Source organism: Silvibacterium bohemicum (assembly GCF_001006305.1).
GTDB lineage: Bacteria > Acidobacteriota > Terriglobia > Terriglobales > Acidobacteriaceae > Silvibacterium > Silvibacterium bohemicum.
In genome coordinates this window covers 274,862-296,906 of the sequence record NZ_LBHJ01000001.1, presented here as the reverse complement: position 1 = coordinate 296,906, position 22,045 = coordinate 274,862, and the positions used below count along the sequence as shown (strand labels likewise).

Here is a 22,045-nt window from a genome sequence, read left to right as displayed (position 1 = left end):
GGTGTGATAAAAAGACCCGCTAATCCGTGAGAACGTACCCAACCCCCCGCATGGTTCGTATGAGCGGTCGTGCTGCTTCCCTGTCCACTTTATTCCTGAGGCGGTGAATGTGCACGTCAACAATGTTGGTCGAGGTATCGATGCGCATCTTCCAGACGTGGTCGAGGACCATGGCGCGGGTCACCACGCGGCCGGCGTTGCGGCATAAATATTCCAGCAGAGCGAACTCCTGCTGGGTGAGCTGAAGCTCAATGCCGTCGCGGTGCGCCTCGCGGCGGATGAGGTCGAGTTCGAGGTCGGCGACGCGCAGCCGGGTGGCTTCCTGCTGGCCCGGCGTGCTGCGGCGCAACAGGGCACGCAGGCGCGCCAGGACCTCAGCCACAGCGAACGGCTTGGTCAGGTAATCGTCCCCGCCGCGTTCCAGGCCGAGGATCCGCTCATCCACCGAGCGGCGCGCGGAGAGGATCAGCACCGGGGCATTGACTCCCTGGGCGCGCAGGCGGCCGATGAGATCCAAGCCGTCCATATCCGGCAGCGTCAGGTCGATGATCAGTGCGTCATGCACTCCTTCGACCGCCAGACGCTCGGCGCCCTTGCCCTCGGCGCAGGCATCCACGCGAAAACCGCCTTCGGTGAGAGCCCGGGTGAGAAAATCGCGAATTGTGTTGTCGTCCTCTACGACGAGCAGCCGCACAGCATTGCCTCCCCTGGCCAGATCCTGATAGTTCCGGTCAGATCCTGATCGCTTCGGCCAGATCCAACGCCTCCTGCCGGAGGCGTTTCGATGAGTGTACGGCCTTGAGCACACTCTCTTACCCTAACCTTCCCCCCGCCTTGCAAAAGGATGACAAATCCGTCATCCGCCATCAATTCGATTACCGATTTCACCACGTCGCAACTGGACGGGCGCGATTTGTCCATGGGAGCAACAGCTTGACGCAGCACCCCCTCTGCCGCGAAGCTGAAAGCAAGGCGGAGGGGTTCGCCTATCCCAACCGCTGCCTCGCCGGCAGCCAATGACTCCTGACTTGCATGCGCCTGATCGAATCGACGCACCCGGTTGACGAATCGGGCTAGATCGAGGCGTCTGGATCGATCAAGGCAGGAGGAGCCGGGAGACGATGAAATATCTATGGGTCGCTTTGGGAGGCGCGCTGGGTTCGATGGCGCGTTATGCGGTAGGACTGTGGATCTATGAGCGCATGGGCACGCGCTTCCCCTACGGAACCTTCGTCATCAATATCAGCGGCTGCTTCATCATCGGCTTCGCGCTGACGGTGCTGGATGAACGCATCGGCCTACCTCCGGCCTGGCGTCTGGCCATTCCAATCGGATTCGTTGGGGCGTATACCACCTTCTCCACCTTCGAATACGAGACCCTGCGCCTGGCCCAGCATGGCCAGGCGGCGACGGGGCTGCTCTATGTCCTGCTCAGTGTGTTGCTGGGATATGGGGCGGTCTGGATGGGTATGGCTGCGGGTCGGGTATTCGCTTAAGCACCTGGAAAGAGCCTTGGGGAACTGCTTTCTTGGTCTCCCACCCTTCACGGTGAAACTGTGAAGAATGGGGCACCCGGCACAGTTTGATTCCATCCCACGTCTCAGAAGCGAGACGTGGGGCACCCGGCCGTTGATTCCGGAATTAAAGCGCTGCCTTCTCTGCTGCCTCTACCGTTTGAGCGATGAGTGTGGCGATGGTCATGGGGCCGACTCCGCCGGGTACGGGGGTATAGGCGGCGCAGCGGTCAATGACCGGGGCCAGTTCGATGTCTCCTACTCCGCCGGGATGATAGCCGGCGTCGACAACCACCGCTCCGTCGCGAATCCAGCCGGCCTTGAGGAACTCCGGCTTGCCGACGGCTCCCACGAGAATCTCGGCGCGGCTGACCACATCCGCGAGATTTTTTGTCCGGGAGTGGCAGATGGTGACCGTGGCGTTGGCTCCCAGCAGCATCATCGCCATGGGTTTGCCGAGTATGGGGCTGCGACCGACCACGACGGCCTCTTTGCCTGCGATCTCAATGCCATACCGCTTGAGCAGGCGCATGATGCCGGCCGGCGTGGCCGAACCGTATGCGGGCTCGTCCATGGCCATGCGGCCGAAACCCTGGCTGGTGACGCCATCCACATCTTTTTCAATCGCAATGCGGTCGAAGCACTCGCGCTCCTCGATCTGTTTGGGCACGGGATGCTGCAGGAGGATGCCCCGAACGCGCGGGTTGGCGTTCAGGTCGTCGATGGCGGTGAGCAGCTGGTGCGTAGTCGTCTCTTCGGGCAGCGAGATGGAGAGCGACTCCATGCCCACGCGGCGGCAGGCGTTGCCCTTCATGCGCACGTAGGTAGCGGACGCGGGATCCGCGCCGACCAGAATGGTAGCGAGGATAGGCGGTTCGCCGCCGGTCTTTTCGAGGAGATTCGTCACCCTGGATGCGAGCTCGACTTCAAGCTCCTTCGCATACGCCTTGCCGTCCAATACCAATCCTGACATGGGATTAGTTTAAGGCTTGCGGCGGGTTAATCGACAACAGCGCTGAGCTGATGGCGCACATCGGCGCCGCGAATCCAGAAGATCACGTCGGTCGCGATGTTAGTCGCGTGGTCGGCAATGCGCTCGAGGTTGCGGGAGACCAGGATCGCGTGGAGCGCGAGGTGGGCAACCTCGGGTCGCTGCTGGATCACGTGAATGAGATCGATATGGGCGACGCGATTCATGCGATCGATCTCGTCATCCATGTCCCGAACCGATTCCGCTACGTGGCAATCGCCTTCGAGGAGAGCCTGAATCGAGGAGCGGATCATGCGGGCGGCGTAGTCGCCCATACCGGCGATGTCGACGGGCAGGTCGAACGGCTGCTCATCGATCAGCTCGCGGGTGCGAATAGCGATGCTCATGGCCTGGTCGCCAATGCGCTCGAGGTCGCCATTGATCTTGATCACCGCCAGGATGAAGCGCAGATCGATGGCCATCGGCTGCTCCTTGGCCAGGAGCTCATAGGCCATCTCGTCCACCTCACGCTGCGCGGCGTTGATGGCGGTTTCGTTTTCGCGCACGTACTGGCAGATTCCGGCGTCGCGCCGGATATAAGCCTCGACCGCGGATTCCAGAGCCTGCTGGGAGAGCGCAGCCATGGCCAGGAGCTTGTCCTTCAGTTCGGCCAGCTGCTGATGGAAATGAATGCGCGGCAAGATTTTCTCCCCAACATGCATTGTGCACCAATGCGTGTAAAAGAGGCGCAAATATTCGCAGCTGCCACCCTTCAGTTACCAGTTTCCAGCGGCCAGTCACCAGTTCTCAGGGTAGTTTGTCTTTTCGAACTATCCACAATCACCTGAGAATTGGGCACTGACAACTAAGAACTTGTCCACTCAAGCCAGGCGTTCTTCCGCCTGCTTCGCCGCTTCAAAGATCTGGTCGAAGGATTCTACGGCGTAGAGCACCTTCTGCATCTCCGAAACCAGGAACTGCTGATCGAGCACCTGGTCGAGATTGAAGTCGCGAATCTCAGGACCGTGGCCGCTGATGACGTATTCCGATTCGCCGTGCGAGGAGATCAGCCCGCTGCCGTAGAGCTTGATCCTGCCATTCTGGCGGATGACCCCGAACTCGACGGTGAACCAGAAGAGGCGGCCCATCTGCTCCAGCTTGTCTTTATATGTGCCGCGGGCGCTAGCCGTGCCGCCGGCGCTGTCTTTCAGCCCAGCGCAGACGCGGCCGTACTCCTGCAGAAAATCGGCGAAGACGGGATGGGCGTGCATGGGAACGTGGCCGAAAACGTCATGAAAGATGTCCGGCTCGGGCGTATATTCGAGCGAATCGCGGCTGCGCAGCCAGGTGGTGGTCGGAAACTGCCGCGTGGCCAGCATCTCAAAGAAGGCGTCGGGCGGCAGAAAACCACTGACCGGCGTGGCATTCCAGCCGGTGCGCGGACCGAGGCGCTTGTTCACCTCGGCTAGATTGGGGATGCTGTCTTCGCGCAGGCCAATCTGGTGGAAACCGTCGAGATATTCGGCGCAGGCATGCTCGTTGAGCTGGGGCATGCGGCGGCGCACCAACTCCGCCCACACCGCATGCTGCTCCGGCGTATAAGCCGCCCAATCCTGCTGGATCAGGTACTGCTCGGCAACGGTAAGAGCGGCGGCTTGAGGATTCATGGGTTTTAGGCTCCGGCAAAACAAATGAGGATTGCATCCTGCAGCTTCGGGTGTCAACCGGAACCGGCGCGAGCGGCTGCACCGATTTTCGTCCTGACACATCTGTATTTTCAGCAGGCTTCGCGAAGAGGCCGCTTTGGAACGGTCTATGACCCAGAACTCCCGTACACAGGACTCCCGGACACAGAACTCCCGGCTCGCTCGCACTCCCCTTTCGGTATTGGACCTGGCTCACGTCCGGCAGGGCGGCACCATCGCTGATGCCTTCCGCAACACGCTGGACATGGCGCAGCACGCGGAGCGGTGGGGATACAAGCGCTTCTGGCTGGCCGAGCACCACAACATTGCCGGCGTCGCTTCGGCTGCGACGTCGGTGCTGATCGGGCATATTGCCGGAGGCACCAGCACCATTCGCGTAGGATCGGGCGGAATCATGCTGCCCAACCATGCTCCGCTGGTGATCGCCGAGCAGTTCGGGACGCTGGAAACGCTGTATCCAGGCCGCATCGACCTGGGCCTGGGACGCGCACCGGGCGGCGATTTCGCCGTCACGCGGGCGCTCCGCAAAGACCTGCGGGCGAATGGCGACGACTTCCCCGCCTTGCTTGAAGAGCTGCAGCATTATTTCGCTCCGGTTCAGCCGGGACAGACGGTGACCGCGATTCCCGGCGCGGGCATCCATGTTCCCATCTGGCTGCTGGGATCGAGTGGATTCAGCGCGGCGCTGGCGGCGGAGCTGGGACTTCCTTTCGCCTTTGCGGCGCATTTTCAGCCGGATAATCTCTTGCCCGCGCTCGACCTCTACCGGCGCAGCTTCAAGCCTTCGAAGATTCTCGACCGGCCGTACGCCATGGCCGGCATTCCGGTACTCGCTGCGGAAACCGACGAAGAAGCGGAGTTTCTCGCCACGACGCCGCAGCAGATGTTCCTGAACCTGATCCGTAATCGTCCTGTCCCGCTGATGCCGCCGGTCAGGCGGATGGAGTGGGACGCCTTCGAGCAGAGCGCGGTCGAAGCCAAGTTCCGCGCCGCGATTGTCGGAGGTCCGGAGACGGTGCGGCAGAAGCTGGAGCTGTTTTTGGACGAGACCCAGGTTGACGAGGTCATGATCGCGTCCAATCCGTACGAGCATTCAGCACGACTGCGCTCCTACGAGATTGTGGCGGAATTGGCCGGGATCTCTCCACGGCGAGAATTGTCGTTCTCGTGAAATCTGCGGTTTAGGGGAAGAAAGCGTTGTCCAGACAACATCGCCGGGGATTACCTCATCGAAATTTCCGTGTGCATAACCTGCACGGAGGGACCCACGCAATGAAAATCAATCGACTGTCCATACCCGCACTTGCCCTGATTCTGGGCACATCTGGATCGGTTCTCGCTTTTGGATACAGCGCCCCGCAGGGGCCGCCGCCGCCGGGATACGGACAAGAGCAGGGTGGTTGGGATGCGCCTCCGGCGGAGTTCCAGGATATTCAACGCCGCGGTTTTCATGACGGTATCGAGGGAGCCCGGAAAGACTTCGACAACCACCGCCCGCCCAGCGTTGAAAACCGGGATGAGTTTCGCCATCCTCCTGTTCCCCGCGATGCGCGCCGTGACTATCGCGACGGATTCCGCCGCGGCTATGAGACGGCCATGCACCACATGATGGGACCTCGCTAAACCAGGCCGGACAACCGTGACCTAACTAATTCCCAATCGCTGCGCGGCTTCTCGTTCCCCGTGAGAGAGTTGCGCGGCGATTTTGCGTTCCAGTGGATCATGACCGGCCGTTCTACAACACATACACAACGGCCTGGCTTTCATTCCCATCCGCGATGACTATTTCAGCGGATAGGCGTCCGATTGCAGCTGCAATGCTTTGTAGGGAGCACCACACCTGCTAGCATCGTAGTTTCCGATGGCAGACACAAAGTTACAGATCATACCCCTGGGCGGATTGGGCGAGTTTGGCATGAATTGCCTCGCCGTTCGCTGGCAGAACGACATTCTCGTTATCGATGCGGGACTCATGTTTCCGGAGTCCGAGTTGCTCGGCGTCGATATTGTCGTTCCCGACATCACTTACCTCGTTGAAAACAAAGAGCATGTTCGAGGGATCATTCTCACGCACGGCCACGAGGATCATATCGGCGGCCTGCCGTGGATCCTCTCCGAGCTCAACGTCCCGGTATACGGCACGGAGTTCACATTGGCCTACGTGGAGGGCAAACTCGACGAACACAAGATGCTCGACGACACCGAGCTGATCGAGATCGCTCCCGGAGCGAAGTTCTCGCTCGGGCCGTTCACGGTTGAGCCCATCCGCGTGACGCATAGCCTGGTGGATTGCGTGGCCCTGGCCATTGAAACCCCAGTCGGTGTGATCGTACACACCGGCGACTTCAAGATCGACCTCTCACCGCCGGATGGCAAGGCCTTCGACCTTCACAAATTTGCCGAATACGGCAAGCGCGGTGTACTGGCGCTGCTGCAGGACTCGACCAACGTCGACCGCCCCGGCTATACGCCGAGCGAATGGTCGGTCAAGCCGCGCCTGGACGAGGTCTTTTCGCGCACCAAGAAGAAGCTGTTCTTCAGCTGCTTCTCGTCCTCGATCTATCGCATTCGGATCGCCCTCGATCTGGCTCACTTCCATGGCCGCAAAGTAGCCGTGGTGGGGCGATCGATGGTGGAATCCTCGGAGATCGCGCAGGACCTGGGTTATCTCGATCTGCCGCCGGGTCTGCTGATTCATCCCGGCCAGATCAACGACTTCGCGCCGGAAAACATGATGATCCTCATCAGCGGCACGCAGGGCGAGCCGATGTCCGCGCTGAGCCGCGCCGCCGTGGACAATCACAAGCACGCGCACATTCTGCCCGGGGATACCGTGGTGCTGAGCTCGCGGGTGATTCCCGGCAACGAGAAGAGCATCTATCGCGTCATCGATCACCTCTATCGTCGCGATGCGCATGTAATCTACGACGACGGCGCGTCGGGGCTGATCCACGTGAGCGGACACGCGAGCCAGGAAGAGCAGCGGCTGATGATCAACCTACTCAAGCCGAAGTTCTTCATCCCGGTGCACGGCGATTATCGTCACCTGAAGAAGCATGCGGAGCTGGCGCAGAGCATCGGCGTCGTCGATCAGGCACTGGTGATCGAGGATGGCGACGTTCTGGAGCTCGATCGCGAGAGCGCGCAGAAGAAGGGCAAGGTCACGGCAGGACGGATCTGCATCGACTCGGGCTCGACCGCCGATGTCGTCGAAGATATCGTCATCCGCGACCGGCGCCATCTGTCCGAAGACGGCTTCGTGCTGCCCATCCTGACCATCAACAAGCTGAGCGGCAAGGTCGAACGCCAGCCGGAGCTGGTCACGCGCGGCTTCGTAGCCGAATCCGGGCTTCTGGAGTCGGCGCGGCAGGTAGTGGCTTCGACGCTGGAGAATTCGAGCGCCGAAGAAAAGGCGGACTACGGCGTGATCAAGGAAAAGATCCGCGTCGACCTCAAGCGGTATATCCAGAAGAACACCAGCCGGCGGCCGCTGATTATGCCGGTCATTCTGGAGATCTGATTCACGAGGGTGAGAACGATGACCTTTCGCGGCTTTCTGCTGATTGGTTGTATCTCGGTTCTGGGCATTCCTGCGTGCCATGCGCAGGCTTGCCCTTCGACGAATACTCTTCCCGAACTGATCAAAGCTTTGGATGACGCGGTGAGCGGGCCGGGAAACAAGGATCGCACCTGTCTCCGCGGATTGATGGCGCCCGACGCGAAGTTGATTCCGGTCTCGAAGTCTCCGGAAGGCAAGTGGGAGTCGCAGCCTCTGACCGTCGAGGATTGGGTCACACGCGTGGCGAAGCGTGGTGACAAAGAGTTTTACGAGCGCCAGGTGAAGTACTCTTCGCAGACCTTCGGCCAGATCGCTCAGATCTGGAGCACCTTCGAAATTCGCCCCACTCCCGATGGCAAAGCGATGGCGCGCGGCATCAATGCGATTCAAGCCATCCGGGAGGGGCCAGGGGACGGCTCGGGCTGGAAGGTCACGCAGATCATCTGGAAAGATGAATCGCCCGGCGATCCCGTGCGTGCAAAAGATCTGCCCTAAACTGCCTTCTTTTGCGCTTCCACGTACTCGCGCAGAGCAGCATTGATGCGGCTCTGGTAGCGCCTGCCGATCTTCCTGAAAAATGACACTACATCCGCATCGAGGCGGAGTGTGATCTGCTGCTTGTTCTCGGCGGGGATCAGAGCACCGGGCCGCGTCCAGTCCTTTTTATTGTGCTGGGGCGGGATGTCGCTGTAGTCGATCTCAGCATCGGTCATGTTGAGCAGCCTGGCTTCCTGCTTTGGCGTCATCCGGGGTGGATTGGCCGGGTCGAGAGTGTATTTAACCGTTCCAGTAGGCTTCGATTTCATCGCGGTCGGCCTTTCTTACAGAAATAAATCGGATATCGTCGCCACGCACACATAGATCGCTGTGACGAGAATTTGCCCAGCGAGGCCGATGCGATCCAGCGGGTCTCGCCATAATCCTCGCTGTCTTCCAGACGCTCTAGACGATTGGAGTCCTTAAAGACTTTCGTCGCGAAAGAAAAGCTCACCCCGTGCAGCCTTGCGTGTGTCCCACTGGAACCCCACGGAATTATGTTGCTACATTTGTAGCTACATCACTTGACCAAACCAGAAATACTCGTTGCCTCCTCGCCTATGATGAAAAGAGACATGACCGACGAAGCCTTGCTCACTCTCGATCAGTTTCAAGCCGCTCAGGCCCGCATACGCGGGGTAGCCGCGCACACTCCTCTGGTCTCTCTCTCTTTCTCCGGCATTGCCGGCGAGGCTTGGATCAAGGACGAATCGAAGCAGCCGATTGGCAGCTTCAAACTACGCGGCGCTTACAACAAGATTGCTCAACTCAGCGATGACCAGCGGCGGCGCGGCGTGATCACCTATTCCAGCGGCAACCATGCGCAGGGGGTGGCGTATGCGGCGCGGGCGGTAGGCGCGAAGGCGGTGATCGTGATGCCGTCAAATGCTCCTGAAGTCAAAAAGCAGGCCACGGCCGCGCTGGGCGCGGAGATCATTGAAGTAGGGCCGGCGAGCTCCGATCGCAAACTTAAAGCCGAGGAACTCGAAGCGAAGTTCGGCTACGTGATGATTCCACCCTATGACGATCCGCAGATCATCGCCGGACAGGGCACGTGCGGCCTGGAAATTCTCGAAGACCTTCCCGACGTTGACCTGGTCCTGTCTCCGGTAAGCGGCGGCGGATTGTTGAGCGGCGTTGCCGCAGCCATTAAGCATCTGAAGCCGGAGGTACGGGTGTTGGGCATCGAACCCGAGCTCGCCGCCGACGCGCAGGAGAGCTTTCGCGGAGGCAAGCTGGTGAGCTGGCCCGCGGAGATGACCACGCGCACCCTCTGCGACGGGCTGCGCACGCAGAGCCTGGGCGAGCTGAATTTTCTGCATGTGCGGGCCTTCGTCGACGACATCCTGACCGTAACCGAGGACCAGATACGCCAGGCCATGCGAACGCTGTACGCTGGCGGGCTGACACCGGAGCCGAGCGGCGCGGTGACAACGGCAGCGGTTCTGTTTCATCAGACCGAGCTGCTTCCCTACCGCAAAGTGGTTGCCATCCTGAGCGGCGGCAACGTCGAGCCTGAGGTACTGCGGGCGATTCTGGCTGATCGCTGACGCTGGGTGTCCACATCTCAGTTGCGAGATGTGGACACCCAGCGTGGTGCGGAAGACCGCACCTGGCGTGATGCGGAAACGTGAGAACCGGCGACGAGGCGGCATTTGATGGGGCGTATATTGAAGTCGAAACCAATGCTGACCAATCGACGTCTCACCATCGTCATGCGACACCTGCGACTCCTCCCCACTCTTCTGCTGATGCTCGGTGCGGCCTGCGCTTTCGCGCAGAAACGCATGCCTCAGCTGCAGATGCCGAAAAACGGTACGCAGGCGACCGTCATCCGCGTCGCCAACCTGTATGTGCAGGCGGATGAATCTGCAGATCGCGGAGGCCAGATCACTCCGGGACGCGAGCTGATCATCGTCGAACGCAGCGGGAAGTGGCTACGAGTCTTTGCCAACGTGGATGCGCCGGAATCGCGCAAGGCCGACCAACCAGTGATGGAGGAGAACCAGCAGGTAACGCCCGTCTCCGGCTGGATGATCGACAAGGGCGTCGTCGATACGAATACGCCGCACGGGGATCAGATTCTCTTTGGCGAAGGAGTAGCAGCGGAGAACGCCGCGACCGAGCCGCACCCTCCGCCGCGCGCCGCGCTGGATGCGCGACTACTCTACCGTCGCGTGGTCGAGATGTATCCGCAATCGCCGTTGACGCCGGAGGCTATGTGGCGCGCTGCGGATGTTCGCTGGCAGCTGCAGCGAGCCGATGCCGCGACCCTGCCCTCGGCGCACGAGAAAGAGAACTATCTCCGCGAGCAGATGGACGAAGACGAGATGCGGAAGATCGAGAAGTATTTTCCGCATACTAAGTGGGCCGACCTCGCTGCTTACGACCTGATCGACAACAAGCTGTGCGGCGACTGGCAGGGAGCGGAGAAGTGTCCCGAAAAAGAGACGGATATCTACCTCAAATACGTAGACGAGCATCCCGACTCGCCGCGCGCGCCTGAAGCGCTCTACAACGCCGCATGGCGCATGGCCGCAGCCGGCGATATGTGGACTGCCGACGGCAACGAGGGCCGCGCCAAAGAGGATCGCGCGCATTCCCAGGACATCGCCGGGCGTCTGCAGTCGAAATACCCACAGTCGGTGTCGGCGTCGCGGGCAGCGGACTTGGCATTCAAGGTGCAGCAGGGGATCGCGATTTACGGCAGCGACAGAGAGTGACTAGATCGGCGGAATGTGTTCTAACAGCTCTTTTGGCAGAGGGTCAGATTAACTGTTGAAACTCTAAAGCGGGAAACGATCACTGTATAACAAACGATGACGATTGATGGCGTTTGTAATACAATGACGCTATATCCGTTACGCTCGTAGGCGAGCATGTATCCAGCCCCCAGAAATGGGGGCTTTATATTTTCTAACTATGAACAGTTCTAAGATTGTTGTGCTGATTGACGGCGGACACCTCCGCGCTCTAGCAAACAAGGCCAAGAAGACTTACGTACCCGATTTCATCGAGAAGTTTGCACACTCCTGCAAATCTGCCGACGAGGATCTTTTTCGGATTCTCTATTACGACTGCGCTCCCTATGTTGGCGTTCAGAAGCTTCCGGTTTCAGGAATGGACTTTCAATTTCAAGGTTCAGATAAGTGGCTACACGAGCTTTCGCACAAAGATCTTTTCGCCGTGAGAAAAGGCGTCTTGAAGTTTCGGGGATTCAAACCGAAGAAGACTCCAGTCTCCTCTCCGGCACAGCTCTCCGATGCCGATTTCGAACCACTCTTCGAGCAAAAGGGCGTTGACATGCGAATCGGCCTCGATATAGCTGCGTACGCCGGCAATCATTCGGTAGATCGGATTGTCTTGATTTCCAACGATACGGATTGCGTTCCAGCACTGAAATACGCCAGGAAGGCTGGACTCCAAACAGTAATGATTGAACTGCCGGGAGTGCGCCTTGCGCCCGAGCTTCTAGCTCATTGCGATTTTAAGCGAGGAGTGCCTTGGCCTTAGAAGGATTACCCGGACGGCAAGTCCCTTAGCGAGGTCGATTCCTCCCCGGCTTTTTCTCCAACCGTTCGCTCTGCTCTGAAATAATGAGAATGCTCTGGGGGTTCGGACTGTTTGGCCGTCTTTCGGCGGCGAACACTGCGTTGTGCCTGAATGAAACCCCTGAAACTCGTTACTACGCCCACCCGCAATCGCCGCCTGAATGAACTGATCGGCCTGCTGGTGCTGGTCTCCGCGATCCTCCTTTTCCTCGCCCTCGTCTCCTATCGACCTACCGACCCGTCCTTCGATACGGTTGGCGGCCTCGGCAACGGACGCCCCGCGCATAACTGGACGGGCCTCATCGGCGCGTGGATTGCCGACCTTCTACTACAAGTTGAAGGGCTCACGGCATTCTGTGTGCCTCTGCTGGCCGGCGCGCTGGGATGGACCTGGCTGCGTTCGCGTCCCGCAGGATCTCCGGGCGCGAAGCTCTTCGGCATTCTTCTGTGCACCATCTTCGGACCGGCGTTGCTGGGACTACTGCCGGGCCACCTGCGCTTTCTCTACGGCCTGCCCATCGCCGGATTGGTGGGACGCCTCACTTCCGACGCGCTGGTCGCGTGGCTGAACTATCCCGGCGCCTGCGTGATTTCGGCCAGCATGGTGGCCATCGCCATCTACCTTTCGACCACCTTCAGCTTCAACACGGCGCGCGAGTGGCTGGCCATCCGCTTCGCCTTCCTGATGGCCTGGCGCGATCGCTGGCGCAACTGGCGCACCGCAGGCGCCCGGGCCAAAGAGTTAAAGGCCGAAGCGCGACAGGACAAGATCCGAGAAAAAGAGCTGGCCAAGGCCCGCAAGGCGGCGGCCAAGCTGGAGAAACAGGATTTCCAACGCGGTAAGATCGTCGAGCCGATTGCCGAACCGTTTGCAGATGCCAGCGAAAGCGACGCGCCAAGCAACGAAAGCAGACCCCGGGAAAGCAGACCCCGGCAGCAAGGCTTCGCCGAGATGTTCGCCGAGGAGCCGGCCGCGCCCAGCATCTGGGAGCAGATTCCTCAGGCCCGGATTCCCGATCCTGAGCCAATTCCGGAGCTGGTAGCCGAGCAGGCGCCTCAGCCGGTAATGAAGCCGCTGCTCGTAACCAAGCGTGAACCCAGGCCCGATCCGACATCCGACCCGAATATTGCCGTGGCCGGCCGCGCCGACGCCGATGCGCGGCCGGTGACCGTCGCGCCCAAATCGGTGAGCGGCTTCAAGCTGCCGCCCAGCACGCTGCTACACCGCAGCGAAGATACGCAGACCGTTCGCGAAGACGAGCTGCGCGTGGAAGCGCAAATCCTGGTGGAGAAATGCGCCGAGTTCGATGTGACCGGCCAGGTGGAGCGGATCAATCCCGGACCAGTGGTGACGACATTCGAATTCCGCCCCGATGCGGGCGTGAAGTACAGCCGCGTGACGGGGCTTGCGGAAGACCTCTGCCTCGCCATGCGCGCGGAGAGCATCCTGATCGAGCGCATGGCGGGCAAGAGCACGGTCGGCATCCAGGTGCCGAACCTTGACCGCGAGACCATCTGGCTGCGCGATGTGATCGAAGCGGAAAGCTTCCGCACCGGCAAGAGCAAGCTAACGCTGGCCATGGGCAAGGACATCAACGGACGCATCGTCGTGGCCGACCTGGCCACGATGCCGCACGTGCTGATCGCCGGATCGACGGGCAGCGGCAAATCCGTCGCCATCAACGCCATGATCATGTCGGTGCTGTTCAAGGCCACGCCGGCGCAGGTGCGGCTGATCCTGGTCGATCCCAAACGCGTGGAACTGGGCATGTACGAAGGCATTCCGCACCTCTTTACGCCGATCATCACCGAGCCCAAGCTGGCGGCGAATGCGTTAAGAAATGCTGTCCGCGAGATGGAGCGCCGGCTGAAGCTGCTGGCTTCGCGCAGCGTGCGCAATATCGACCAGTACAACAAGCTCTTTGAGACTGGATTGCCCAGCCTCTTCGACGACGCTCCGGACGAAGAGCCGCTGCCTTACATCATGATCATCATCGACGAGCTGGCCGACCTGATGATGCTGGACAAGGCCAATGTCGAAGAGGCCATCACGCGCCTCGCGCAGATGGCGCGCGCGGTCGGCATTCACCTCGTTCTCGCTACGCAACGGCCTTCTGTCGACGTGATTACCGGATTGATCAAGGCGAACGTGCCGACGCGCATGTCCTTCCGGTTGGCAACTAAAGTCGACTCGCGCACCATTCTGGACTCGAACGGCGCCGAATCGCTGCTGGGACGAGGCGACATGCTCTTCCTGCCGCCGGGCACTTCGCGCCTGCAGCGCGTGCATGCTCCGTTCGTGACGGAAAAAGAAATCGCTGCAGTTACAGATTTCTGGAAGAAGCAGGGACAGGCCGAGTACGTGCAAGGCTTCCTCGAACCGCCCAAGGATGCGCAGGGTCGCGACCTTGATGCTGGCGGAGATGGTGACGACAACGACGACGAGCTCTTCCAGGATGCGGTGCGCTTGGTGCTGGAGTTCGGCAAGGCATCCACTTCCCTGCTGCAGCGGCGGCTGCGCATCGGCTATGGACGCGCCGCGCACCTGATCGACATGATGGAGCGCGACGGCATCGTCGGTCCGGCCGAGGGATCGAAGCCGCGCGAGATTCTCAAACCGCCGGACTGGCTGAACGAGATGGAGACATCGTTGCGATAACAGAAAAGCGTGACCCCTGGGTCACGCTTTTTTGCTGCAACAAATTCGCATGCAGATCGATGTCTCTTCAGATTTCAGCGGGTGAGCAGAGCGATACGTCGTGTATCGTATCCGGCAGCGTATCCGATTTATACTCGACGGTTGAGGAATTGGAGTCTTGAAGACATCCACAAACGTAAGCCGCCGGCGTGAAGAGAGCGAGAGAACGGCAGCCAAGGGCGGACGCCCGAGAAGCGAACAGCTCCATCAGGCGATTCTCCAGGCTGCCGTGCATCTGGTTTTGACCTCCGGCTTTCGCTCGTTGAGCATGGATGCGATCGCCGCCGAGGCTGGTGTCGGCCGCATGACCATCTATCGGCGCTGGCCCAACAAAGCAGCCATCATCATGGCCGCGTTCGTCATGCGCGTCGACCCGGGCACGCTCTTCAAGCCCGCCGATAACTTTATCGAGAGCATTCGCCTGCAGATGCGGACCATGGCCAAGGCCTTTCGCGGAAGGGACGGAGCACTCATCCGTGTTCTTCTGGCCGAGGCGCAATTCGATCCGGAACTGGCCAAGGCTCTTCGCGAGCAATGGACCCTGCCACGGCGAAAGATGGCGGCCGAATACTTCCGCAGCGGCATACGCGACGGGATTCTACGCGCCGATATCGACCCCGAAGCCATGATCGATATCCTCTATGCTCCGCTTTACTACCGCTTGCAGATGGGTGTCGGCGCACTCTCTGACGCCTATGTGGATGAGGTCTTTGAGCATGCCATGAAAGGGCTGCTCCATGGCACAAAATAGTCGTTCCGCCTATTTTGCGTTTGGGCTGCGCAGGCTGAGCCAGTCTTTCTGATAGGCGAAGCTCACGGTGAGCAGGAGTGCGCCAAGCCCGAGAAAGCTGAAGATGCGATAGCCCTGGCTAAGCTGGCGTGTATCGAAGAGGAAGACCTTGGCGATGCTGAGCGCAAGCAGCACCAGCCCCTGCCAGCGAAGAAATGCTGACTTCTTCCAGAAGCCCGCAGCGAGCAGCGCCGCTCCCGACAACATGAACCAGGCGGAATAGCTGAATTGCTCGTCAATGGAGTTCCCTCCTGAAGTCAATCCAGACGCCCAGTAAGCGTGAATCTCGATGCAGACGGCGATCATCAGCAGCAGCGTTGCGGTCAAGCCGGAAGCCCCGGCGAGGGAACGCCATGACAGGAGCGCATCTTGAATCGGCGTCTCCTCTGCGCTCTTGCTCATGGCCAGTCGCGCCGCGAAGAGGCAGGCCGCGATGGCCCATGCGTATGTCGCGAAGCGGGTATTCAGCAGAATGGTGTTTGCAGCAGGAGGGTTGAAGAAAGCCGTAGGCATGACGAGTGCAACCACTCCCAGCGCCAGCAAGCAGATTGCGAGCGGCCGAAAGACGCGGACATTCCGCTTTGCCGCGAACCACAACAGAATCGCGAATTCGAGAAACCAGCCGATGGCGATCCAGCGCCCGTGCGCTTCCATGGGAATCGCGAGGGTGATGAAGAAGACGCTGAGGATGAGATAGATCGAGGGCAGCACGACCGGTGCACCGGACGACGCTCCCTGGCGGCCGAGGCGCAGCATCCCCAGGTAGAAGGCCGCGAAGGGCAGGGCGATCCAATGCCGCAATTCCAGATGCTGCGGGTTGCTCAACAGAATGAAGACTTCGAGGAAAGCAATCGTCGCATTGAGTGCGGGCAGGATGCGAAGCGTCAGGCTATCTTCGATGAGATAGCCGCCGGAGCCGGTGGAAAACCTGAGACTGCGCAGCAGCTGCGGCGAGATGGCGAAGATCAGAAAGAAGGCCAGGATGAAGAACAGCGTGAGCCCGAATCTCTCGTCGGCGTAGTCGCTCGCATACCATCCGACGGCGTAAAAGGTGGTTCCCGCGAATGCGGCGATCAGCAGCCGCGACCATGGCCGGAGCGTGATCAATGCCACCACCGCAATATCCAGCACCAGGAGATAGCTGAAGAGGGTCAGCTCGTTGCCTACATGCACGGAGAGCAGCATGGGGGTGATGAATCCGCCGATGGCCGCATAGAAGGCGAGCACCTCCGAATTCTGCATCCAGCACATCAAGGCATTCATGGCGGTGATGAGAATCATCGCGACAAACGCCGCGCTGCCGGGGACCAGATGAAAGAGCGCATAGGCCGCCCACATGGAGAGATAGAGCACTCCGGTGGCGATGGCTTTGAGCGAGTAGGAGAAGGCGCGATATCCGGTGATGCGGAAGCGCTCGGAAAAGGCGATGAGACAAGCGCCAGCGACGAGACCGACGATCACCCGGCCAGGCGGCCCGATCCATCGATTATCGATGGCCAGCTTGAGGAACCAGGCCGCGCCGATGAGCACCGCGACGATGCCGATGCGGTTGAAGAGCTGCGAGCCGATGCGCGACTCGAGCGACCTGCCCGAGTTGTCGGCCTGCGAAGGGACAGCACGCGGAGCTTTCGGAGGATTTGCGGCCGGGCTGGCCGGGCTGGGCCATAGTGCGGCCGGCATCGGTGCGGCCGGCATCGGCGCTGAAGTTGCAGAAACCGGCGATTCAACGAATCGTGCCTCCAGCCGGGCGACGCGCTCTTTAAGATCGGCGATTTGCTGACGGAGCTCTTCGTTTTCGCTGCTCATCCCGGCGACTCTAGTTCAATGTACAGGTTGCGGCGAAAAAGAAAAAAGGGAGCCCGATGGGGGCTCCCGGATGGAGGACGAATCTTTGGTGCGAGCGGGCGTTCCCCTCAGCGGCTGAAGCCGCACTCATTTTGCTTGATTGAGTATGGCCTGAAGGCCGTACCCTTCCAAGACCAAGACTTTGGCAACGACCAAGACTTTGGCAACAAATTTGGGAGCCCGATGGGGCTCCCAAATTTGATGCAGTTAAATCTCGTTTGCGGCTCAGTAGATGATCTTCAGGCCGAACTGGATGATGCGGGGCTCGTAGGTGCTGGAGATCTGTCCGCCGCTGGTCGGGATACCGCCAGTGATGGCCGAGATGGGCGTGGTTGCGCCCGTTCCCAGAACTGAGGTCGTCGTTCCCTGCGTGCCGCTGATGGTGCTGGGCAGGTACAGGTTGGTGTGGTTGAAGAGGTTGTAGAACTCGGTACGGAACTCGACCTTCAGGCTCTCGATCGGTGTGCTGAATCTCTTGTTCAGAGCAAGATCGGTTTCGTTGAAGGGCGGCGTGCGTCCGGGATTGCGCGAGGCATTGCCGAAGGGGCTCAGGGCGTTACCCGCCGCATCCTTGATCGCGGGCAGCACGAAGGCGTTGTAGTTGATGTAGTTCACGTAGCCGGAGTTGGCCGCGCGATGCGACGTCCCCTGCGTGACCCTCTGTCCCGCGACCCGGTTGGGACGGTATTCGTTGGCTCCGCGATAGGTAGCCGAAATCTGCTGCGAGACCTGCTGGGCGGAGTTGGGAGTGTAGGTGATGTTGAAGGGCGTTCCGGCATCGGCCGTGTTGATCACGCTCACCTGCCATCCGCCCAAGATCGCATCCGTCGGCGCGTTGATACCGGAGAAGTATTGCCGGTTGCGGCCGAAGGGCAGCTCGTAGACCAGGCTGGTCACGTTGGAGATGGGCAGGTTGTAGTCCGATTGCGAATAATCGGCCGCGATGTTGTAGGCATTCTGGGGCGAGGGCGTATTGCCTTCGAGCGACGCACTGGCGTTATCCAGCGAGTGCGACCAGGTGAAGGAGTTCAGCAGCGTAAGACCGGAGACGAAGCGCTGCTCATACCGCACCTGCAGCGCGTTGTAGTTCGACCAGAATTGGTTCAGCGCTTCGGTGATGTCGCTCGGCCAGTTGCCGAAGGGACGCGCGAAGCCGTTCGCCGGATTCTTCTGGTTTCCGTTGAGGAAGCCCTGCAGCTTCAGGCCGTGGTTGCCGACATACGCGATGTCGAGAACGGTGTTTTTGGCCAACTGCTGCTGAACGCTCAGGAAGTAGCTCTCGACATAGCTGTCGCGCGTATTCTTCGGAACCCAGGTGATGTTGTCGGTGGCGGGATTGAAGGTGGTGACCAGGCCGGTAGGAAAGCCCTGGCTGGCCGTGGCATAGCAGCTTGGAGTTGCCTTACCGACCGCAATGATCTGTGCGGGCAGTGGCGTGGTGCACTGGTTGGTCGTCGACGGAGCGATCTGAGTGACGGCCGCGAACTGCGCCTGCGGCGCGTTAATGCCCAGGATGTCGCCCGAGCCGGCGCGAGTGTAGTGGACGTACGAGGTACCGAAGCCTCCGCGGACTGCAGTTTTCGACGTCGCGGCATAAGCGAAGCCGACGCGCGGCGCGAAGTCGTTCAGGTCGGGATTGACCAGGGTGCTGCCATAAACGCCGCCTTTGCTGACCGGCGTAATGCCCGTTCCCGATGCGCCCGGAGTGGTGGTGAACACGGTCTGCGAGGCGGGGTCGAAGTTCGAGATGAAGTGATTCTGCTCCGAATAGGGCGAGCCGTACTCCCAGCGCAATCCCAGGTTCAGGGTCAGGTTGGGAAGGACCTTCCAGTCGTCCTGCGCGTAGGCGCTGTCCAGCGTCTGGCGCAGGTGGGCGACGAAGTAGTTCGCGAGCTGATAGCTGGTGGTGGTGCCGAAGAGGAAGTCCGCCCAGTAGGTATCGGATACGGGTGAGGTCGGCGCTGCGGTGCCCGACGAAGTCTTGGCGCACGCTGCGTTGATCGCCGGGTCGCACAAGCTGTAGCCGCTGCCGTAGGTCCATGACCCGTACAGCGGATTGTTGTCGTTCACCGCCATCCATACGTGTTCGTATTCATAGCCGAACTTCAGCGAATGATTGCCCTTCACCCAGGTGAAGTTCGCCTTGGGATCGAGCAGCGCCGGGTTCTGCCACTGCGGATTGGTGCTCTGCCGTCCGAAGCCGGTAAAGCCGGAGATGCCGATCGATGGCAGGCCGCCGGAGACTACAGAGTTCTGGGGCAGTCCTGGAATCGAAAAGGCGTTGTCGCCAATCGACAGGCTGAACTTGCCGGCCTTGGTGCGCGAGAGTCCCACACGCGCGTCCAGGATCTTGTTGGCGCCGAAGAGATGCGTGTAGCCCAGCGCCACCTGCTGGTCCAGGATGCGGATGGTGCCGTTGGTCTGCCCATCCAGCGGCAGGGGAATAGCAGGGAAGTTGACGCCGGTCTCTTTACGGTCGCTGATGCGCAGGAACCACGAGCTGCTGGGGTTCTGCTGATAATCGAGGCGAAGATCGCCCTTGTCGGAGTTGTCGGTGAAGGGAATCTGCGCGGAGTAGTCGTTGGTGTTCAGACCGGTGCTGGCAAGCCCCGAAGCCGGCAGCTGGTTCTCGAAGGTCTTGAAGGAACCGACGATGGCGCGGGACAAAGGATCGATGGCTGCGGCCGGAATCGGCTGGCCTGCCTGATAGACCGCGCCCGTCGCTGCATCCTTCACTGGGACCACCAGAATTCCATTGAGCTCGTTCTGGGTCGGAAGCGTGAACACGTTGAGCGGGGTAAGGGTCTGCCGGAAGCCTTCGTAGTCGACGAAGAAGAACAGCTTGTCCTTCATAATGGGACCGCCGAAGTCCATGCCGAACTGGTTGCGGTTGAAGGCAGGCTTCTTGAAAGGAACCACGGCGCCCGTGTTGCTGACTACGTTGGGCTTGAAAAAGCCGTCCGCGTTCAGATCGGTATTGCGGAGGAACTCATACAGCGTGGCGTGGTATTGATTCGTGCCGTTGGCGGAGGCCACGTTGACGGTGGCGCCCGAAGAGCGGCCGTATTCCGCGCTCTCGTTGTTGGTCACCACGCTGAACTGCGCCACCGAATCCGGCGGAACGGCGATGATCTGGTTGTCGAAACCCTGGTTGCTCTCGCCGTAGGCGTTGTTGTCCATGCCGTCGAGCAGGAAGTTGTTGAACATGCTGCGCTGGCCGTTGATGTTGTACGCGCCCTGGCGCACCAGGCTGTTGATCGAGCTGGTGGTTGCTGCGGTCGGAGCCTGGCGGGAGCCGGTCACCAGGCCCAGCAGGTCGGAATAGTTGCGGGTGACCAGGGGCAGAGCCTCGGTCTGGTAGTTCGTAATGTTCTGGCCGCGCTGACTGGAATCGGTCTCGAGCTGGAGCGCTACACCGTTCACTTCGACGGTAGTCTGGGTCTGCCCGGGCTGCACCTTCAGGTCGATACGCTGCCGCTCGCCTACCGAAATGGTGATGTTGTCGGCTGCCGCGGGTGCAAATCCGGTTGCCGTCGCGGTGATGCGATAGGTGCCTCCGCGCAGGGAGGGAACTTCGTATTCGCCGTTGCCATTGGTGGTGGCGGTGTTTTTAATTCCCGTTGCGGTATTTAAGACTTCGATCGCTGCGCCGGAAACCGCGGCTCCGCTGGAGTCGGTGATGGAGCCGACGAGGCTTCCGTTTTCGAATTGAGCGTGAGCTAAGCCACAGAATATAAACGATATAATAAGGCCAACCCAAAATTTAAGTGCTACATTCTGTTTTTTGTACATAGTTCATAGGATAAAAATTCATTGCAAAGACCCGGTGAACTTGTTGCGAACGCACGGTAAATCGGCCCGCTTCCCGGCCGAAAAACATCGCATTTAGGGCAACGCGCATCGAAGCAGTAACTGGGTTCTGTTACTTTTTTCTGTTACCGTCATCGGTTTTTGATTTTGAATCACGCTGTCGGCCCTTATCGCTTTTAGGCCTGCGAGCCAATTCTCTCGTCCTAGCGATGTTTTCTCGGGAAACGAACTAATGCCCGGAAGCACCATTACATCTACATCGTTTCCTCAATCTGTTTTCAGGGAGTACACCTCATGCCGGACAAGGTCCGCAGCCGGGAGCAGCCAACGGTTCTGGTCATCGACGATGACGAGGTGAGCCTTGAGGTCATCAGCGTGATGCTCGATTCGGCCGGCTATCGAGTGCTGCAGGCTCCGGCAGGCGACAAGGCGTTGAAACAGCTGGCCGGGCTTCCAGCGGGAAGCGGACCATCTGTCGTTCTGGCCGATCTTCGGATGCCTGGGCTGTGCGGCCGGGAGTTGGCCTTGGCCATACGGGCTTTGCTGCCGAAGGCGATGATCGTGGCCATGAGCGCGACACCCGGAGACGAGGACGGCTATGACGGATTTGTCGGCAAGCCGTTCCATCCCGCCTCGCTGCAAAAGCTCACTCTGCAGCGGCAGCGAGCCGGTCAACGCGCGCGAGGGAAGACTGCTCCTCTCGACGATCCTAAAGCGCCTGTGCTCGACGAGCAGATCTACAGCAAGCTGCAGCGCATGATGCCGGCCGCGTCATTGGCGGAGGTTTATCGGGTCTGCATCGGAGACGCTCGTACCCGGGCGCTGGAGATGCGGGACTTGGTGTCCAAAGATAAAGCGGACGCGCAAACGCTGCGGCGATTGGCCCATTCGATCAAGGGCGGAGCCGGCATGGTGGGAGCGCGGCTGCTGGCCAAAACCGCGGCCCAGATTGAACTCGGCAGTTACCGAAAGGATGATCTTCCGGATTCGATAAATAATTTGTTGGACTGCTGTGACCAACTCCAGCGTATCCTGATGTCGAAAGTTAAAGCCGGTTGACCAATT

General features: G+C 60.1%; 18 protein-coding genes. 11 read left to right on the top strand and 7 right to left on the bottom strand.

The window, feature by feature from the left end; all coding sequences use genetic code 11:
- Nucleotides 1-19: 19 nt before the first annotated feature.
- On the bottom strand, nucleotides 20-694 hold the full coding sequence (locus XX99_RS01300) for a winged helix-turn-helix domain-containing protein (protein ID WP_050057570.1): 675 nt from the start codon (nucleotides 692-694) through the stop codon (nucleotides 20-22).
- Between the two features lie 427 nt (nucleotides 695-1,121).
- Here XX99_RS01300 and crcB point away from each other — a divergent pair, with 427 nt between their 5' ends.
- Nucleotides 1,122-1,496 (top strand): fluoride efflux transporter CrcB, encoded by a 375-nt coding sequence (gene crcB, locus XX99_RS01290; protein WP_050057568.1) that lies wholly within the window; start codon nucleotides 1,122-1,124, stop codon nucleotides 1,494-1,496.
- A gap of 145 nt (nucleotides 1,497-1,641) precedes the next feature.
- On the opposite strand, the gene folD is transcribed toward crcB, so the two are convergent.
- The 3 genes from folD to XX99_RS01275 all read right to left on the bottom strand — a co-directional run bounded on the left by folD (nucleotide 1,642) and on the right by XX99_RS01275 (nucleotide 4,151).
- Nucleotides 1,642-2,487 (bottom strand): bifunctional methylenetetrahydrofolate dehydrogenase/methenyltetrahydrofolate cyclohydrolase FolD, encoded by an 846-nt coding sequence (gene folD, locus XX99_RS01285; protein ID WP_050057567.1) that lies wholly within the window; start codon nucleotides 2,485-2,487, stop codon nucleotides 1,642-1,644.
- Nucleotides 2,488-2,513: 26 nt separating this feature from the next.
- Nucleotides 2,514-3,185, bottom strand: coding sequence for a phosphate signaling complex protein PhoU (gene phoU / locus XX99_RS01280; RefSeq protein WP_082125155.1), 672 nt, complete (start codon nucleotides 3,183-3,185; stop codon nucleotides 2,514-2,516).
- A 180-nt stretch (nucleotides 3,186-3,365) separates the two neighbouring features.
- Nucleotides 3,366-4,151, bottom strand: a complete 786-nt coding sequence (locus XX99_RS01275; RefSeq protein ID WP_050057565.1) for a phenylalanine 4-monooxygenase — start codon at nucleotides 4,149-4,151, stop codon at nucleotides 3,366-3,368.
- Nucleotides 4,152-4,299: 148 nt separating this feature from the next.
- Between XX99_RS01275 and XX99_RS01270 the strand changes: the two genes are divergently transcribed.
- From XX99_RS01270 to XX99_RS01255, 4 genes are all read left to right on the top strand, one after another.
- Nucleotides 4,300-5,361 (top strand): LLM class flavin-dependent oxidoreductase, encoded by a 1,062-nt coding sequence (locus XX99_RS01270; RefSeq protein ID WP_050057564.1) that lies wholly within the window; start codon nucleotides 4,300-4,302, stop codon nucleotides 5,359-5,361.
- Nucleotides 5,362-5,462: 101 nt separating this feature from the next.
- Nucleotides 5,463-5,813, top strand: coding sequence for a hypothetical protein (locus tag XX99_RS01265; RefSeq protein ID WP_050057563.1), 351 nt, complete (start codon nucleotides 5,463-5,465; stop codon nucleotides 5,811-5,813).
- 238 nt (nucleotides 5,814-6,051) lie between these two features.
- Nucleotides 6,052-7,710, top strand: coding sequence for a ribonuclease J (locus XX99_RS01260; RefSeq protein WP_050057562.1), 1,659 nt, complete (start codon nucleotides 6,052-6,054; stop codon nucleotides 7,708-7,710).
- Nucleotides 7,711-7,728: 18 nt separating this feature from the next.
- Nucleotides 7,729-8,244, top strand: coding sequence for a hypothetical protein (locus tag XX99_RS01255; protein WP_050057561.1), 516 nt, complete (start codon nucleotides 7,729-7,731; stop codon nucleotides 8,242-8,244).
- Here XX99_RS01255 and XX99_RS01250 read toward each other — a convergent pair.
- The gene (locus XX99_RS01250) at nucleotides 8,241-8,555 is read right to left on the bottom strand and encodes a BrnA antitoxin family protein (RefSeq protein ID WP_082125154.1); all 315 of its coding nucleotides are present in this window, start codon (nucleotides 8,553-8,555) and stop codon (nucleotides 8,241-8,243) included. The two genes, XX99_RS01255 and XX99_RS01250, sit on opposite strands and share 4 nt — an antisense overlap.
- A gap of 306 nt (nucleotides 8,556-8,861) precedes the next feature.
- Here XX99_RS01250 and XX99_RS01245 point away from each other — a divergent pair, with 306 nt between their 5' ends.
- From XX99_RS01245 to XX99_RS01225, 5 genes are all read left to right on the top strand, one after another.
- A complete protein-coding gene (locus tag XX99_RS01245; RefSeq protein ID WP_050057560.1) occupies nucleotides 8,862-9,836 on the top strand; it encodes a threonine ammonia-lyase in 975 nt (324 codons plus the stop codon).
- Nucleotides 9,837-9,971: 135 nt separating this feature from the next.
- The gene (locus tag XX99_RS01240; protein WP_050057559.1) at nucleotides 9,972-11,009 is read left to right on the top strand and encodes a tetratricopeptide repeat protein; all 1,038 of its coding nucleotides are present in this window, start codon (nucleotides 9,972-9,974) and stop codon (nucleotides 11,007-11,009) included.
- A gap of 220 nt (nucleotides 11,010-11,229) precedes the next feature.
- The gene (locus XX99_RS01235; protein WP_197081810.1) at nucleotides 11,230-11,799 is read left to right on the top strand and encodes an NYN domain-containing protein; all 570 of its coding nucleotides are present in this window, start codon (nucleotides 11,230-11,232) and stop codon (nucleotides 11,797-11,799) included.
- A gap of 150 nt (nucleotides 11,800-11,949) precedes the next feature.
- Nucleotides 11,950-14,496, top strand: coding sequence for a DNA translocase FtsK (locus XX99_RS01230; RefSeq protein WP_050057557.1), 2,547 nt, complete (start codon nucleotides 11,950-11,952; stop codon nucleotides 14,494-14,496).
- Between the two features lie 157 nt (nucleotides 14,497-14,653).
- The gene (locus XX99_RS01225; protein WP_050057556.1) at nucleotides 14,654-15,286 is read left to right on the top strand and encodes a TetR/AcrR family transcriptional regulator; all 633 of its coding nucleotides are present in this window, start codon (nucleotides 14,654-14,656) and stop codon (nucleotides 15,284-15,286) included.
- Between the two features lie 9 nt (nucleotides 15,287-15,295).
- Here the strand turns inward: XX99_RS01225 and XX99_RS01220 are convergent, their stop codons facing one another.
- Both XX99_RS01220 and XX99_RS01215 read right to left on the bottom strand, forming a co-directional pair.
- Complete coding sequence (locus XX99_RS01220) at nucleotides 15,296-17,131, bottom strand: DUF2339 domain-containing protein (protein WP_050057555.1); 1,836 nt, start codon at nucleotides 17,129-17,131, stop codon at nucleotides 15,296-15,298.
- Between the two features lie 264 nt (nucleotides 17,132-17,395).
- The gene (locus XX99_RS01215; RefSeq protein ID WP_221302288.1) at nucleotides 17,396-20,962 is read right to left on the bottom strand and encodes a TonB-dependent receptor domain-containing protein; all 3,567 of its coding nucleotides are present in this window, start codon (nucleotides 20,960-20,962) and stop codon (nucleotides 17,396-17,398) included.
- Nucleotides 20,963-21,274: 312 nt separating this feature from the next.
- Here XX99_RS01215 and XX99_RS01210 point away from each other — a divergent pair, with 312 nt between their 5' ends.
- Nucleotides 21,275-22,039 (top strand): response regulator, encoded by a 765-nt coding sequence (locus tag XX99_RS01210; RefSeq protein ID WP_050057554.1) that lies wholly within the window; start codon nucleotides 21,275-21,277, stop codon nucleotides 22,037-22,039.
- Nucleotides 22,040-22,045: the final 6 nt, after the last annotated feature.

What these genes read in the sequence shown, in the direction of transcription:
- XX99_RS01240 (WP_050057559.1), top strand. Translation starts at nt 9,972, where the DNA reads ATGCTGACCAATCGACGTCTCACCATCGTCATGCGACACCTGCGACTC.
- XX99_RS01215 (WP_221302288.1), bottom strand. Translation starts at nt 20,962, where the DNA reads ATGTACAAAAAACAGAATGTAGCACTTAAATTTTGGGTTGGCCTTATT.
- XX99_RS01210 (WP_050057554.1), top strand. Translation starts at nt 21,275, where the DNA reads ATGCCGGACAAGGTCCGCAGCCGGGAGCAGCCAACGGTTCTGGTCATC.
- folD (WP_050057567.1), bottom strand. Translation starts at nt 2,487, where the DNA reads ATGTCAGGATTGGTATTGGACGGCAAGGCGTATGCGAAGGAGCTTGAA.
- XX99_RS01260 (WP_050057562.1), top strand. Translation starts at nt 6,052, where the DNA reads ATGGCAGACACAAAGTTACAGATCATACCCCTGGGCGGATTGGGCGAG.
- XX99_RS01250 (WP_082125154.1), bottom strand. Translation starts at nt 8,555, where the DNA reads ATGAAATCGAAGCCTACTGGAACGGTTAAATACACTCTCGACCCGGCC.
- XX99_RS01220 (WP_050057555.1), bottom strand. Translation starts at nt 17,131, where the DNA reads ATGAGCAGCGAAAACGAAGAGCTCCGTCAGCAAATCGCCGATCTTAAA.
- XX99_RS01270 (WP_050057564.1), top strand. Translation starts at nt 4,300, where the DNA reads ATGACCCAGAACTCCCGTACACAGGACTCCCGGACACAGAACTCCCGG.
- crcB (WP_050057568.1), top strand. Translation starts at nt 1,122, where the DNA reads ATGAAATATCTATGGGTCGCTTTGGGAGGCGCGCTGGGTTCGATGGCG.
- XX99_RS01245 (WP_050057560.1), top strand. Translation starts at nt 8,862, where the DNA reads ATGACCGACGAAGCCTTGCTCACTCTCGATCAGTTTCAAGCCGCTCAG.
- XX99_RS01275 (WP_050057565.1), bottom strand. Translation starts at nt 4,151, where the DNA reads ATGAATCCTCAAGCCGCCGCTCTTACCGTTGCCGAGCAGTACCTGATC.
- XX99_RS01230 (WP_050057557.1), top strand. Translation starts at nt 11,950, where the DNA reads ATGAAACCCCTGAAACTCGTTACTACGCCCACCCGCAATCGCCGCCTG.
- XX99_RS01255 (WP_050057561.1), top strand. Translation starts at nt 7,729, where the DNA reads ATGACCTTTCGCGGCTTTCTGCTGATTGGTTGTATCTCGGTTCTGGGC.
- XX99_RS01265 (WP_050057563.1), top strand. Translation starts at nt 5,463, where the DNA reads ATGAAAATCAATCGACTGTCCATACCCGCACTTGCCCTGATTCTGGGC.